The organism is Aliiglaciecola lipolytica E3 (assembly GCF_000314975.1).
GTDB classification, from domain to species: Bacteria; Pseudomonadota; Gammaproteobacteria; order Enterobacterales; family Alteromonadaceae; genus Aliiglaciecola; species Aliiglaciecola lipolytica.
Genome location: NZ_BAEN01000070.1, coordinates 1 through 13,475 on the forward strand (window position 1 = coordinate 1; position 13,475 = coordinate 13,475).

Genomic DNA, 13,475 nt, shown 5'->3' on the forward strand with positions numbered 1-13,475 from the left:
TTAATCCCCGAAGGTTTCGTACATCAGGTCGCTGTCATCTGACGCTACCTGGAAATCTTGTCTGCTGAAGGAGTCCGTTAGGTCTCTCTCAAGCGGGAGGCGCATTCTACACTCTCCGGTTTTGATGTCAACGATTTATTTTAAAATATCTCGTTTCAATCTTTAAACTTTGTTCGGTCATTTAAAGAATGTTCTACCAAACTTGGGATGCCCTTCACAAAGCTGGGCGCATTGTAGAGATTTATAACTTTAGGTCAACCCTAATACCGAAAAAAATCCAAATTTATTTTAATATTGCTAAATACAGATTATTTATCCAACAATCGGTTAATAAAGTATTATTTTTATTAAAAGCTTGTTACTTTTAAACTCTTGAGAGTTATTGTTGTCATATACTAGATTACTAGGTCTAAGTAGGTGTTTATTATGAAAAAAATTACCCCAATCGTTTTTACTTTGGGTTTTTTAAGTGCTCACGCATTTGCAATTACCGCAAATGGTACTAGTGACAGTAATAGTCGCTTGACCGCAGACTTTGTGCAAAAGCAGGTTGACCAGTCGATGTCCATTGGCCGGGCAATAAAAAGCATCATAGGTAATTATCCTAGAGAAGCCATAAATGTAGTTAGTACAGCACTAGATTTATACCCCGAGAAATATAAAGAAATTATTCACGCTGCGATATCTGCAGAACCGGCATTAACCGGCGAAGTGGTTACCTTGGCCTTGGAAAAAGGGATAAGTAATTGTGCTAGTATCGTTGAGACAGCAATTAATGCAGAACCTAGTTATGTAGATTTCATAGTTAGAGCTGCTGCTTATTCAACTCCTGATGAATTGGATGAAATCGTTCGAATTGCTGTAGAGACTGAGCCTGATTCTGCAGATAACATAGTGCAAACCTTGTCTCGTTCACATCCCAATGAAATGGTAGAGATAATTAAAACTGCAGTTTCAGCTATGCCATTTGTGGGTGAATATGTAGTTGACGCTTTGTTAGCCACATTTCCAGACGAAGCAGAGCAAGTGGTAACCACAGCTCTACGAGAATCAGCTGAAGAGCAGGAAAGTGTTAGAAGAATCTTAGTTACTGCTATTAACGCAGGTATTTCACCAGAAGATTTATTAAAATATGCTAAGAATGCGGGTGCGAGTGAAGAACAACTAGCGTTTATTCAAAATCAATAAACTAAGCGATTAAAAGCGCCTACTCAAACCAGTCAAAATAGTTAAACAAAAAAGCCGAGCAAATGCTCGGCTTTTTAATTTGTTCGGAGTTATTACTCCTCAGTTACTACTTCAGCTTCTTCAACTTCTTCAGCAACTGGACGGTCAACTAGCTCAACGAAAGCCATCGGCGCATTATCACCTGAACGGAAACCACATTTTAAAATGCGAAGGTATCCGCCTGGGCGAGCTTCATAGCGCGGACCAAGTTCATTGAACAATTTACCTACAACTTCTTTATCACCTGTACGAGCCATCGCCAAACGACGATTAGCTACGCTGTCTTGCTTAGCAAGTGTGATAAGAGGCTCGATTACGCGACGCAGTTCTTTTGCTTTTGGCAACGTAGTTTTGATCACTTCGTGCTTAACTAAAGATCCAGCCATGTTCTTGAACATAGCTTGACGATGACTGCTGTTACGATTTAACTGACGACCACTGTTACGATGGCGCATAGCTCTATCCTTCTTTACAAATCAGTTTATCTTGCGACCTGATTAATCTTTTTCTGCGATACTCTCTGGTGGCCAGTTTTCAAGGCGCATTCCCAGAGAAAGACCACGAGATGCCAACACGTCTTTAATCTCAGTAAGAGATTTCTTACCCAAGTTAGGCGTTTTCAACAACTCAACTTCGGTGCGTTGCACCAGGTCACCAATGTACTGGATAGCTTCAGCTTTCAAACAGTTAGCTGAACGTACAGTAAGCTCTAAATCATCCACTGGACGAAGAAGAATCGGATCGAATTCCGGTTTCTCTTCTTTAGCAACAGGCTCTGAAATATCACGAAGTTCTACGAATGCGTCTAATTGCTCAGCTAAGATTGTAGCTGAACGACGAATCGCTTCTTCCGGATCCAAAGTACCATTGGTTTCCATGTCGATAATTAATTTGTCCAAATCTGTGCGTTGTTCAACACGAGCAGATTCAACATTATAAGCAATACGCTCTACTGGGCTATATGAAGCATCCACTAACAAACGACCGATAGGTCGATCATCTTCTTCAGAGGAACGGCGAGTTGACGCAGGAACATATCCACGACCCATTTCAACTTTGATACGCATGCTTAACTCGGCATCGCCAGTTAGCGTACAAATCAAATGGTCAGGATTAAAGATCTCTACATCTCCATCATGCTGAATATCACCAGCAGTAACAGGGCCTGCACCAGACTTGACTAAAGTTAGAGTAGCTTCAGTTTTGCCTTCGATTTTAACTGCCAAACCTTTAAGGTTAAGCAATATTTCGATGACATCTTCTTGTACACCCTCTTTAGTGCTGTACTCATGTAATACACCATCGATTTCAACTTCTGTCACGGCGCAACCAGGCATCGATGACAAAAGGATGCGACGAAGCGCGTTACCAAGAGTATGACCAAAACCACGCTCTAATGGCTCAAGTGTGACTTTAGCGCGTGTTGGTGATAAGTTTTCTATTTCCACTAACCTTGGTTTTAGGAATTCAGTTACAGAACCCGGCATTGTTTCCTCTCTTGATTATGCTTTACTTAGAGTAAAGTTCGACGATCAACTGTTCGTTAATTTCAGCAGACAAATCAGTTCTTTCTGGAATACGTTTGAAAACGCCTTCCATTTTCTTACTGTCTACTTCAATCCAAGTTGGTTTCTCACGTTGGTCCGCCAACTCTAAAGCAGCAACGATACGCGCTTGCTTCTTAGATTTTTCACGAACGGAAACAACGTCTTCAGCAGAAACGTTATAAGAAGGTATATTAACAACCTTACCGTTAACCATAATAGCTTTATGGCTTACTAGCTGACGAGCTTCTGCACGTGTACTAGCGAAACCCATACGGTAAACAACATTGTCAAGACGCTGTTCTAAAAGCTGTAACAAGTTTTCACCTGTGTTGCCTTTTAAACGTGCTGCTTCTTTATAGTAGTTACGGAACTGCTTTTCCAATACGCCATACATACGACGTACTTTTTGCTTTTCACGTAGCTGCACACCGTAATCAGACAAACGGCCACGACGGGCACCATGCTGACCAGGGGCAGTATCTATTTTACATTTCGAGTCAATTGCTCGAACGCCACTTTTAAGGAACAAATCTGTTCCTTCGCGACGACTAAGTTTGAGTTTTGGACCCAAATATCTAGCCATGATCTTTCTCCAACTGTCCGTCGATTAAACGCGACGTTTTTTCGGTGGACGACAACCGTTGTGAGGTATAGGTGTCACATCGGTAATATTAGTGATTTTATAACCAGTTGCATTCAAAGCACGGATTGCAGATTCACGACCTGGACCTGGACCTTTAACGAATACTTCTAAGTTTTTCAAACCGTAATCCTGAGCAGCAACACCTGCACGCTCAGCAGCAACCTGTGCAGCAAAAGGAGTTGATTTACGTGAACCACGGAAACCAGAACCACCTGATGTTGCCCAAGCCAAGGCGTTACCTTGACGGTCAGTAATAGTCACTATTGTGTTGTTGAAAGACGCATGGATATGAGCCATACCGTCTGCAACTTGACGTTTTGCGCGCTTACGCGTGCTCTTTGTAGGTGCTTTAGCCATAACTAACCTCGCTTACTTTTTAATTGGCTTACGAGGACCTTTACGGGTACGCGCATTAGTTTTAGTGCGCTGACCACGTAGAGGTAAGCTACGACGGTGGCGTATACCACGGAAGCAACCTAGGTCCATCAAACGTTTGATGTTCATTGACACTTCACGGCGAAGATCACCTTCAACCATAAATTTCGCGACTTCGTCACGAAGCTTGTCAATCGTTGTTTCATCAAGATCTTTAATCTTGGTTGACTCTGTAACACCAGCAGCTTCACAAATGCTTTTCGCACGTGTCGCGCCTACGCCGTAGATTGATTGGATAGCAATCACAGCGTGCTTGTGTTCAGGGATGTTAATGCCAGCGATACGGGCCATTAACAGCACTCCTCTTTAATTATTGTCATCAGCCTAAAAAGCCCGATAGGATACTTACCCGATGACCAAATTGCAAATTAAGCTTGGGTAAACCGGTAGTATGACCAAATTTACCCAAATACCACTTTTTGATTAGCCTTGCCTTTGCTTATGCTTAGGGTCAGAACTACAAATAATACGTACAACGCCATTGCGTCTTACAACTTTGCAGCTACGGCAAATCTTTTTAACGGATGCACGAACTTTCATATCACCACTCCGTAAACGCTTATCTTAACGACCGTAGCCTTTAAGATTCGCTTTCTTAAGAACAGATTCATATTGATGTGACATCAAATGAGTCTGCACCTGCGCCATGAAATCCATGATAACCACTACAATAATGAGTAGTGATGTACCGCCAAAATAGAACTGAACGTTCCAGGCGATCAACATGAACTCAGGCACCAAACAAATAAAGGTTATGTAAAGTGCGCCTGCCAAAGTAAGGCGTGTCATTACTTTATCGATGTAACGAGACGTTTGCTCACCAGGACGAATACCAGGTACAAAAGCACCAGACTTCTTCAAGTTATCTGCTGTTTCGCGTGGGTTAAATACCAACGCAGTATAGAAGAAACAGAAAAAGATAATCGCCGTAGCATATAACATCACATACAAAGGTTGTCCTGGGGACAACATCAAAGCCACATCTTGTAACCAAGAAAATGACTCATTTTGACCAAACCAACTTGCGATAGTTCCAGGGAACAAAATAATACTTGATGCGAAGATTGGAGGAATAACACCCGCCATATTTACCTTAAGTGGTAAATGTGTACTTTGCGCTGCAAAAACCTTACGGCCTTGCTGTTTCTTCGCGTAGTTAACGACAATACGTCGCTGACCACGTTCAACAAACACAACAAAGTAAGTGATGGCAATAATGATTACCCCAATTAACAACAACAACAGTACATTCAGGTCACCCTGTCTGGCTTGTTCCGCAGTCTGACCAATCGCTGTAGGTAGACCGGCAACAATACCAGTGAAGATCAAAATGGAAATACCGTTTCCGATACCTCTTTCGGTAATTTGCTCACCTAACCACATTAAAAACATGGTACCGGTAACTAAGCTCACTACCGCTGTAAAGTAAAAACCGAAACCAGGAGCTATTACTAAACCTGAAATCAAGTTTGGTAAGTTTGTCGCAATTCCAATCGCTTGGAAGGTGGCCAATACCAACGTAAAATAACGTGTGTATTGACTAATTTTACGACGTCCGGCTTCGCCTTCTTTTTTCAACTCCATCATCGGCGGATGCACTACTGTGAGCAACTGCATAATAATTGAAGCTGAAATGTATGGCATAATACCTAGGGCAAGAACCGATGCGCGCTCCAGTGCACCACCTGAAAACATATTAAACATTTCCACGATAGTGCCCTTTTGCTGCTCAAATAATTGAGCTAACACATTGGCATCAATACCAGGAATAGGTACATATGAACCGAGTCTAAATACTATGATCGCACCTAGTACGAACAACAGTCTTGATTTAAGCTCGCTCAAGCCGCCTTTAGCGCTTGAGTCCTGTCCTGGTTTTGCCATCTAGCTTATTCCTCTACTTTACCGCCAGCTGCTTGAATTGCTTCAAGTGCGCCTTTAGATACCTTTAAACCTTTTACAGTAACTGCACGTGAAATTTCACCGCTTTTCATTACTTTGACGTTTAGCATTTCTTTCTTAACAAGACCTGCTGCTTTCAAAGTTGCTAGTGAAACCTCATCACCTTCTACTTTAGCGATTTCGCTCAATGTAACTTGGTCAGAAACCAAAGAAACACGAGATGTGAAACCGAACTTAGGTAGACGGCGCTGAATTGGCATTTGTCCGCCTTCAAAACCAGGCTTAACAGAACCGCCAGAGCGACTCTTTTGACCTTTGTGACCGCGGCCACCAGTTTTACCAAGACCAGAACCGATACCGCGACCTACGCGCTTACCAGAATTTTTAGCTCCAGGTGCAGGAGCAATAGTATTCAATTTCATCTGTTACTCCTCCACTACTTCAACCATGTAATATACACGGTTGATCATGCCACGAACGGCAGGGGTATCTTCTAATTCACGAACATGCCCGATGCGACGCAAACCTAAACCAGTCAATGTAGCTCTGTGCTTAGGTAGACGACCAATAGAGCTTTTTGTTTGCTTTACTTTAATCATCTTAGCCATGTTCAATTACCCCAAAATTTCGTCAACAGGCAATCCACGTTTTGCAGCAATTGCTTCAGGAGAGTTCATCTCTACTAATGCATTGATTGTTGCACGAACAACGTTGATTGGGTTTGTTGAGCCGTAGCATTTTGAAAGTACGTTTTGTACACCCGCAACTTCAAGAACTGCACGCATTGCACCACCGGCAATGATACCAGTACCTTCTGATGCTGGTTGCATGTAGACCTTGGAGCCTGAGTGACGTCCTTTAATTGGATGCTGTAGCGTGTTGCCGTTAAGGTCAACGTTCACAAGATTGCGACGCGCCTTTTCCATTGCTTTTTGGATTGCAGCAGGTACTTCACGTGCCTTACCGTAACCAAAGCCAACACGACCATTACCGTCACCAACTACTGTCAAAGCAGTAAAGCTAAAGATACGACCACCTTTAACTACTTTTGATACACGGTTTACAGCGATCAACTTTTCTAACAGGTCGCCCTGTTGTTGAACTTCTACTTTAGCCATAATTAACTCCTAGAACTGAAGGCCTGCTTCACGAGCAGCGTCAGCTAATGCTTTAACTCGACCGTGATATTTGAAACCACTACGGTCAAAAGCAATCTCTTTGATGCCTTTTTCTATAGCGCGTTCTGCAATCGCTTTACCTACCGCTGCCGCAGCTTCAGCATTTCCCGTAGCTTTAAGGGATTTGCGAAGATCTGCTTCAACTGTAGAAGCCGCCGCTAACACTTCTGAACCACTTGGCGCGATTAACTGCGCGTATATGTGGCGAGGTGTGCGGTTAATAACCAAGCGATGCGCGGCCAGTTCACTGATTTTTTTGCGGGCGCGGGTAGCGCGGCGCAAGCGAGCTGATTTCTTATCCATCGTATCACCTACCTACTTTTTCTTAGCTTCTTTACGACGCACAACTTCATCAGCATAACGAACACCTTTACCTTTATAAGGCTCTGGCGGACGATATCCACGGATGTTAGCTGCAACCTGACCTACCACTTGCTTATCAGCGCCTTTGACGACGATTTCAGTTTGGGTAGGAGTTTCAACTGAAATACCAGCAGGCATTTCATAAACTACTGGGTGAGAGAAACCCAACGTAAGGTTTAATTTGCTACCTTGTGCTTGCGCACGGTAACCAACACCATTAAGTTGAAGTTTCTTTTCAAACCCTTCTGATACACCTGTAACCATTGCATTCAAGATTGAGCGAGCAGTACCAGCTTGAGCCCAGTTGTTAGCGAAACCTTCACGAGGAAGTGCTTTCAATTGGTTCTCTTCTTGTACAACTTCAACTGCGTCGTTGAATACACGGCTTAGAGTACCGTTTTTTCCTTTAACTGTGACACCCTGACCAGCGATAGTTACTTCTACGCCAGAGATGATATCGACAGGAGCTTTTGCTATACGTGACATATTCTATCTCCCGTTACGCTACATAACCGATGATCTCACCGCCCATGCCAGCTTTACGCGCTGCACGGTCAGTCATCACACCTTTTGAGGTAGACACGATAGCGATGCCCAAACCACCCATCACTTTAGGAAGCTCATCTTTTTTCTTATAGATGCGCAAACCTGGACGGCTGACTCGTTCAATGCTCTCAATTACTTTTTTGCCTTCGAAATACTTAAGTGCTACTTCGATAACAGGCTTAACGTCACCAGTGACTGCGAAGTCAGCGATATAACCTTCATCTTTTAAAACTTTAGCGATAGACACGCGAAGTTTAGAAGAAGGCATAGCAACTGATACTTTGCTTGCCAATTGGCCGTTACGAATGCGGGTAAACATATCCGCGATAGGATCTTGCATGCTCATATTGGCTACTCCTTACCAGCTGGCTTTTTTAAGGCCAGGGACTTCACCGCGCATAGCTGCTTCACGCAACTTAATACGGCTAAGACCAAATTTGCGTAGGAACCCATGTGGACGTCCAGTTACACGGCAGCGGTTTTGCTTGCGTGATAAACTTGAGTCACGTGGAAGTTGTTGTAGCTTAAGAACAGCATCCCAACGTTCTTCATCAGTAACGTTAACATCGCTGATAATTGCTTTTAGCTCTGCACGCTTAGTTGCGTACTTTGCTGCTAGCTTGGCGCGTTTTACTTCGCGCGCTTTCATTGATTCTTTTGCCATAACCCTACACCTTATTTTCTAAACGGGAAGTTAAAAGCGGTTAAAAGCGCTTTTGCTTCGTCGTCTGAGTTTGCGCTAGTAGTGATAGTAATATCCATACCGCGAATTTTATCAACTTTATCAAAGTCGATCTCAGGGAAGATAATTTGCTCACGTACACCCATGCTATAGTTACCACGGCCATCGAATGATTTCGCATTCAAGCCACGGAAGTCACGGATACGAGGAATTGCAATTGAAATCAAACGTTCCAAGAATTCCCACATACGCTCACCACGTAAGGTTACTTTACAGCCAATCGGATAACCTTCACGGATTTTAAAACCCGCTACAGACTTACGAGCAACAGTAACAATTGGTTTTTGTCCAGCAATTGCAGCCATATCAGCCTGCGCGCTTTCTAATACTTTTTTGTCCGCTATCGCTTCACCTAAACCCATGTTTAAGGTGATTTTTTCGATCCGAGGGACTTGCATGACGCTTTTGTAGTTGAACTGCTTCGCAAGTTCTCCCACTACTGTTTCTTTATAGAAATCATGCAGTTTCGCCATCGTACACTCCAATTAATTAAACTAGTTCGCCGTTAGATTTGAAGAAACGAACTTTCTTCTCATCTTCGAAACGGAAACCAACGCGATCTGCTTTACCCGTCGCCGGGTTAACAACCGCTACATTTGATACGTGAATTGCTGCTTCCTTTTCAACGATGCCACCAGGGACATTCAATTGAGGATTAGGCTTCTGGTGTTTCTTCACCAAATTCACACCTTCTATGATTAGCTTGTCTTCAGACGCAAGTACTTTAAGGACTTTGCCTTGTTTTCCTTTGTCTTTGCCTGCTAATACGACTACTTCATCATCACGACGAATTTTTCTAGCCATTATCGTGACTCCTTATAGTACCTCTGGGGCCAATGAAATGATCTTCATGAAGGAATCTCCACGAAGTTCACGAGTGACCGGGCCAAAGATACGCGTACCAATAGGTTGCTTGTTTGCATTAAGCAAAACAGCTGCGTTATTATCAAAACGGATAGTTGAACCATCAGCTCGACGAACGCCTTTCCTAGTACGCACCACCACTGCATTCAGAACGTCACCTTTTTTTACTTTGCCACGAGGAATTGCTTCCTTGACAGTAACTTTGATGATGTCACCGATATGTGCATAACGGCGATGCGAGCCACCAAGAACCTTAATACACTGAACCCTGCGAGCGCCGGAGTTGTCGGCTACATCCAGGTTAGTTTGCATTTGGATCATGTTAGTGCTCCGCTGTTTAAATTAAGACTCTCACGAGTCGTTTAAGCTACAAAAAATCTTACAAGCCTAGTCTTTTGAACGAAAACCTGTAGAAAATTCATACATACCCCTATAAAAAGGGCGCGAAACTATAACAGAAAAGATTGCTCTGTGATAGTTCAATTTCAAAATAATTACAGATTAAATCAGATGGAGTAAATTTAGATGTACAAAATGGGCTATTAAGCGGAAGAAATAGTAGTAGAAGATAATAAAATCGGCCCTGTTGGGCCGATTTTAAAAAGCATTTAACTTAGTAGAGCAGTGAAATTTTATATCCAGTAGGAGAATCTAAAGACTCTTCAATAGTAATAATATAATTCGCTTGCTCATCAAACCCTAACAATTGGGTTCTATCTAACAAAATTTGAGTATCTTCGTTGTCATCAAAAACCGCAACTAGCTCATAAAAGTCACTTGGTAGAGTAACTGATTTTGCTTCACCAAAATCTATACTCGAAATCAGATATTCTGCTGACTCAATGGTTTCATCTTTACGCACAAAATATAAATCTACATCGACGAAATCTGAAACTAGATTTGCAGCAACAACTTGTTTGTCATAAACCTGAGGTTGCGTACTCTCGTCAAACGATAACGAAGTTAGTTTGTCATTCGCACCTTGATAAATGAGGATTGCTTTACTCTCACCTTGGTTAAGTGTAACCAAACGATTGTTGAACGTCAGTGTACTATCTGAAGTAGAAGTAGCTGATAAACGATAATCACCAAATTCAATATCTTGGAAATCGGTTTTAGCATTTGAATTTACTTGCATAGGGTCAGTATCTTCGTTCCCTTCAAGTGTGAATTCTATGTCGTGGTCATCAAGACTGTTATACAATCTGTACTGCGCACTAGCATTAACATCATCTAAGTTAGAAACCGTAGATGAGTTAAGTACTAAGTCGATTTCGATGCCATTTTGAATTGCACCACTGCTATTACGAATCACTAACACGTATTCTGTGGCAAATTGAAACGAAACCGTATTAGACTCAAAAATAACGTCTGTTGAACCCGGTTCAGTTAAATAAATAGTATAAGTACCTTCATTAAACTCTTCATCTTCGTCAGGTGCCCAGTAGGTCATCTCTTCGAAGTTTTCATAATTTACAGTCGCTAGAAGATTTGCTTCAGAGAAAGGAGCACCAGAATCACTCATATACAAATCGTAACTACTTTGATCTGTCACTACTGATACTGCGAAAAGACGAAAATGATCTTCTAATTCTTTACGCTCAAAACGATATTCGTTGAAAGTAGGGGTATCAAAATCACCAGTCAACATAACCAACGTTTTTTCACCGTTACGCAAATCGATATCACGCGTTTCCAAAATTACTTCTTGGTCATCTGAATCGGTACGATAAAACTCAATTTCAGTATTTCCAGTTTCGGTCTGAATCATACTAGTCACATCGCCGTATGACGCCGAAGCTAATACTTGCGTTTCTTCAGTACCACGCATAGTGGTAACCGCACTATTAGCTGAACCATTATAAAACTGAATATAACCAGAAGAACTGAATTCTGTATTATTGTCGTCTGAGCTGCTGCAGGCTGTTAACCCTGAGGCCAAAATAACACCCAACAGGGCAAAACTAACTTTACTTCGCATTAAAACACTTTCCTTAAAAACAAGCGCAAAACCAAATTGCAGGGGATTCTATAACGAAGTTACGATTCATACACTAAATAAAAGTTCAAACCTTTAGATAATCTTTATCAAATAATCGCTAACTTCACTAAAATGATGGGCAGCAAATCACATAGAATGACTATTTTGTCGTCATAATACCGTTCGACCGGCCCCTACTGAAAATGCAAACTGCTAAAAACCGCCCATCATTTCGCAAGTAGTTAATAACCATTTCACCTAAAGTGATTGGGTTATATTCCCCTATGATAACCAAACCACCTTTTCTTTGTAAGGTGCATTAATCACATCTTGGTATTTTTTCTCTAAAACATGCCGTTTTATTTTCAAAGTGGGGGTTAATAGGTCATTTTCGATTGTCCAATCCTCCGGAACAACCACTAACCTATCGAGTACTTGATGACTCTCTAACTTTGCGTTTACGCTATTTAAGGTCAATTCTAATGAATTGGTTAACTCTGCTCTATTTTGTTTCCTACCGTCTTCAGACAAAACGACCAAACTAATTGGTTGCTTCAGATCGCTACCTGTTACACACACTTGCTCTATGTACTCATTTTCCATTAGTTTGGATTCAATCGGTACCGGCGTGACATACTTGCCTTTTGCAGTCTTGAACATATCCTTTAATCGACCGGTAATACGAACATATCCATCGGCATCTATTTCGCCTTTGTCACCCGTGCGTAAATATCCATCCTCGGTAAACACTTCTGCTGTTTTTTCGGGCTCGAGATAATACTCTTTCATATTGCACGGCCCTTTTACTTGGATCTCTCCATCTTCGGAAATGCGAATGTCGACGCCCTCATAAGCTTTACCAATACAACCGATTTTGTCTTCACGAAATGGAACACTGCTTGTGCCATATGCACAGTTTTCGGTCATTCCCCAGCCTTCAGAAATTTTGATACCGATGCGATTAAACCAATGAATCGTCGCTGGCGAAATCGGAGCAGAACCACTAGCCCATAGTCGCGCACAATCGAGTCCCAGACCTTGACGAATTTTTTTCGCAACTATGCCGCGTATAATTGGAATTCGCAGTAGCCGGTCGAGTTTCTTCTGTGGCATTTGCGCTAAAATTCCCATTTGGAAGCGAGTCCAAAGTCTGGGTACAGAAATAAACAAAGTGGGTTTACAGCGTTGAATGTCCGTTTTGAACGTATCTAATGACTCGATAAAGAAAATCTCTAAACCAGAATAGAGGCTCGACATTTCCACCAACAACCTTTCTGTAATATGAGCAAGCGGTAGATAACTTAATATTCTATCTTCTTGATTTACATTAAGCGCTTTTAACGAGCAGTTGGCCGTCCAGCTTATTGATTCATATGTATGCACCACACCTTTTGGACTACCTGTACTACCGGAAGTATAAATGATAGTCATAACTTCATTCATGCTTGGCACTGGGTAACCCGCAAACTCCCCCTGTGAAAGGAAAGTTTCCCAATCAATATCACACTTAGATTTTGCATAGGGAAAACCGATGCTTTTTGTGGTTTCAGGAATAGCAGCGAGTTGTTGATCTGGTTGTTCTAACTTGCCTACGAATATGGCTGGGCATTTGGCATGTTCAAGGACATATGAAATTGTTTCAGGTCCCGCAGTTGGAAAAATAGGGACGGAAATATGACCTGCCATCATAATACCTAAATCAGTAATAAACCATTCTGCGCAATTTTTTGAAATCAGCGCAATATGACTGCCTTTAGGTAAGCCCAACTCCATCAAACCTTGGGCTACTTGTCGTACTTTTTGATTAACTTGCTGCCAACTGTACTCTTGCACTTCCCCATCATGAGGTTGGGTTAAATAGAGCTTATTAGGATGGGATTTCACTTTATCGTAAAACAATTCTAACGGCGTTTTTATACTCATTTGGGTACTCAATTATAGAAACTTTGCTAGTTTTTTAGATTTATTTATAGAATTAATAGACTAGCTTGAAAATTAACAAAAACATAACACTATTAAAACATTGCTCTAGATTGATTTAACCTTA

General features: G+C 41.8%; 20 protein-coding genes. 1 reads left to right on the forward strand and 19 read right to left on the reverse strand.

Features of this window, described 5'->3' with window-relative positions; genetic code table 11:
- The first annotated feature begins 426 nt into the window (after positions 1-426).
- Complete coding sequence (locus tag GLIP_RS18330) at positions 427-1,188, forward strand: hypothetical protein (protein ID WP_008846187.1); 762 nt, start codon at positions 427-429, stop codon at positions 1,186-1,188.
- Between the two features lie 92 nt (positions 1,189-1,280).
- On the opposite strand, the gene rplQ is transcribed toward GLIP_RS18330, so the two are convergent.
- The 19 genes from rplQ to GLIP_RS18420 form a co-directional block, all read right to left on the reverse strand.
- A complete protein-coding gene (gene rplQ, locus GLIP_RS18335; protein ID WP_008846188.1) occupies positions 1,281-1,682 on the reverse strand; it encodes a 50S ribosomal protein L17 in 402 nt (133 codons plus the stop codon).
- A 42-nt stretch (positions 1,683-1,724) separates the two neighbouring features.
- A complete protein-coding gene (locus GLIP_RS18340; protein WP_008846189.1) occupies positions 1,725-2,714 on the reverse strand; it encodes a DNA-directed RNA polymerase subunit alpha in 990 nt (329 codons plus the stop codon).
- Positions 2,715-2,736: 22 nt separating this feature from the next.
- On the reverse strand, positions 2,737-3,357 hold the full coding sequence (rpsD, locus tag GLIP_RS18345) for a 30S ribosomal protein S4 (RefSeq protein WP_008846190.1): 621 nt from the start codon (positions 3,355-3,357) through the stop codon (positions 2,737-2,739).
- Positions 3,358-3,381: 24 nt separating this feature from the next.
- On the reverse strand, positions 3,382-3,774 hold the full coding sequence (gene rpsK / locus GLIP_RS18350) for a 30S ribosomal protein S11 (protein WP_008846191.1): 393 nt from the start codon (positions 3,772-3,774) through the stop codon (positions 3,382-3,384).
- A 12-nt stretch (positions 3,775-3,786) separates the two neighbouring features.
- Positions 3,787-4,143, reverse strand: coding sequence for a 30S ribosomal protein S13 (gene rpsM / locus GLIP_RS18355; protein WP_008846192.1), 357 nt, complete (start codon positions 4,141-4,143; stop codon positions 3,787-3,789).
- 132 nt (positions 4,144-4,275) lie between these two features.
- On the reverse strand, positions 4,276-4,392 hold the full coding sequence (gene rpmJ, locus GLIP_RS21760; RefSeq protein ID WP_083880141.1) for a 50S ribosomal protein L36: 117 nt from the start codon (positions 4,390-4,392) through the stop codon (positions 4,276-4,278).
- A gap of 24 nt (positions 4,393-4,416) precedes the next feature.
- On the reverse strand, positions 4,417-5,736 hold the full coding sequence (secY, locus tag GLIP_RS18360; RefSeq protein WP_008846193.1) for a preprotein translocase subunit SecY: 1,320 nt from the start codon (positions 5,734-5,736) through the stop codon (positions 4,417-4,419).
- 5 nt (positions 5,737-5,741) lie between these two features.
- Positions 5,742-6,176 (reverse strand): 50S ribosomal protein L15, encoded by a 435-nt coding sequence (rplO, locus tag GLIP_RS18365; protein WP_008846194.1) that lies wholly within the window; start codon positions 6,174-6,176, stop codon positions 5,742-5,744.
- A 3-nt stretch (positions 6,177-6,179) separates the two neighbouring features.
- The gene (gene rpmD / locus GLIP_RS18370) at positions 6,180-6,362 is read right to left on the reverse strand and encodes a 50S ribosomal protein L30 (RefSeq protein ID WP_008846195.1); all 183 of its coding nucleotides are present in this window, start codon (positions 6,360-6,362) and stop codon (positions 6,180-6,182) included.
- Positions 6,363-6,368: 6 nt separating this feature from the next.
- Positions 6,369-6,872, reverse strand: a complete 504-nt coding sequence (gene rpsE / locus GLIP_RS18375) for a 30S ribosomal protein S5 (protein WP_008846196.1) — start codon at positions 6,870-6,872, stop codon at positions 6,369-6,371.
- 9 nt (positions 6,873-6,881) lie between these two features.
- The gene (rplR, locus tag GLIP_RS18380) at positions 6,882-7,235 is read right to left on the reverse strand and encodes a 50S ribosomal protein L18 (RefSeq protein ID WP_008846197.1); all 354 of its coding nucleotides are present in this window, start codon (positions 7,233-7,235) and stop codon (positions 6,882-6,884) included.
- A 12-nt stretch (positions 7,236-7,247) separates the two neighbouring features.
- Positions 7,248-7,781: a 50S ribosomal protein L6 gene (rplF, locus tag GLIP_RS18385; RefSeq protein WP_008846198.1), complete on the reverse strand. Its 534-nt coding sequence runs from the start codon at positions 7,779-7,781 to the stop codon at positions 7,248-7,250.
- Between the two features lie 13 nt (positions 7,782-7,794).
- Entirely contained in the window at positions 7,795-8,187 is a 393-nt protein-coding gene (rpsH, locus tag GLIP_RS18390) for a 30S ribosomal protein S8 (RefSeq protein ID WP_008846199.1), read from the reverse strand.
- Between the two features lie 12 nt (positions 8,188-8,199).
- Positions 8,200-8,505: a 30S ribosomal protein S14 gene (gene rpsN, locus GLIP_RS18395; protein WP_008846200.1), complete on the reverse strand. Its 306-nt coding sequence runs from the start codon at positions 8,503-8,505 to the stop codon at positions 8,200-8,202.
- Between the two features lie 11 nt (positions 8,506-8,516).
- Positions 8,517-9,056 carry a 50S ribosomal protein L5 gene (gene rplE, locus GLIP_RS18400; protein ID WP_008846201.1) on the reverse strand — a complete coding sequence of 180 codons (540 nt, stop codon included), beginning with the start codon at positions 9,054-9,056 and terminating at the stop codon, positions 8,517-8,519.
- Positions 9,057-9,072: 16 nt separating this feature from the next.
- A complete protein-coding gene (gene rplX / locus GLIP_RS18405) occupies positions 9,073-9,387 on the reverse strand; it encodes a 50S ribosomal protein L24 (RefSeq protein ID WP_008846202.1) in 315 nt (104 codons plus the stop codon).
- 12 nt (positions 9,388-9,399) lie between these two features.
- Positions 9,400-9,768, reverse strand: coding sequence for a 50S ribosomal protein L14 (gene rplN / locus GLIP_RS18410; protein ID WP_008846203.1), 369 nt, complete (start codon positions 9,766-9,768; stop codon positions 9,400-9,402).
- A 292-nt stretch (positions 9,769-10,060) separates the two neighbouring features.
- On the reverse strand, positions 10,061-11,428 hold the full coding sequence (locus GLIP_RS18415) for a DUF4397 domain-containing protein (RefSeq protein ID WP_008846204.1): 1,368 nt from the start codon (positions 11,426-11,428) through the stop codon (positions 10,061-10,063).
- Positions 11,429-11,710: 282 nt separating this feature from the next.
- Positions 11,711-13,351, reverse strand: a complete 1,641-nt coding sequence (locus GLIP_RS18420) for an AMP-binding protein (protein ID WP_008846205.1) — start codon at positions 13,349-13,351, stop codon at positions 11,711-11,713.
- Positions 13,352-13,475: the final 124 nt, after the last annotated feature.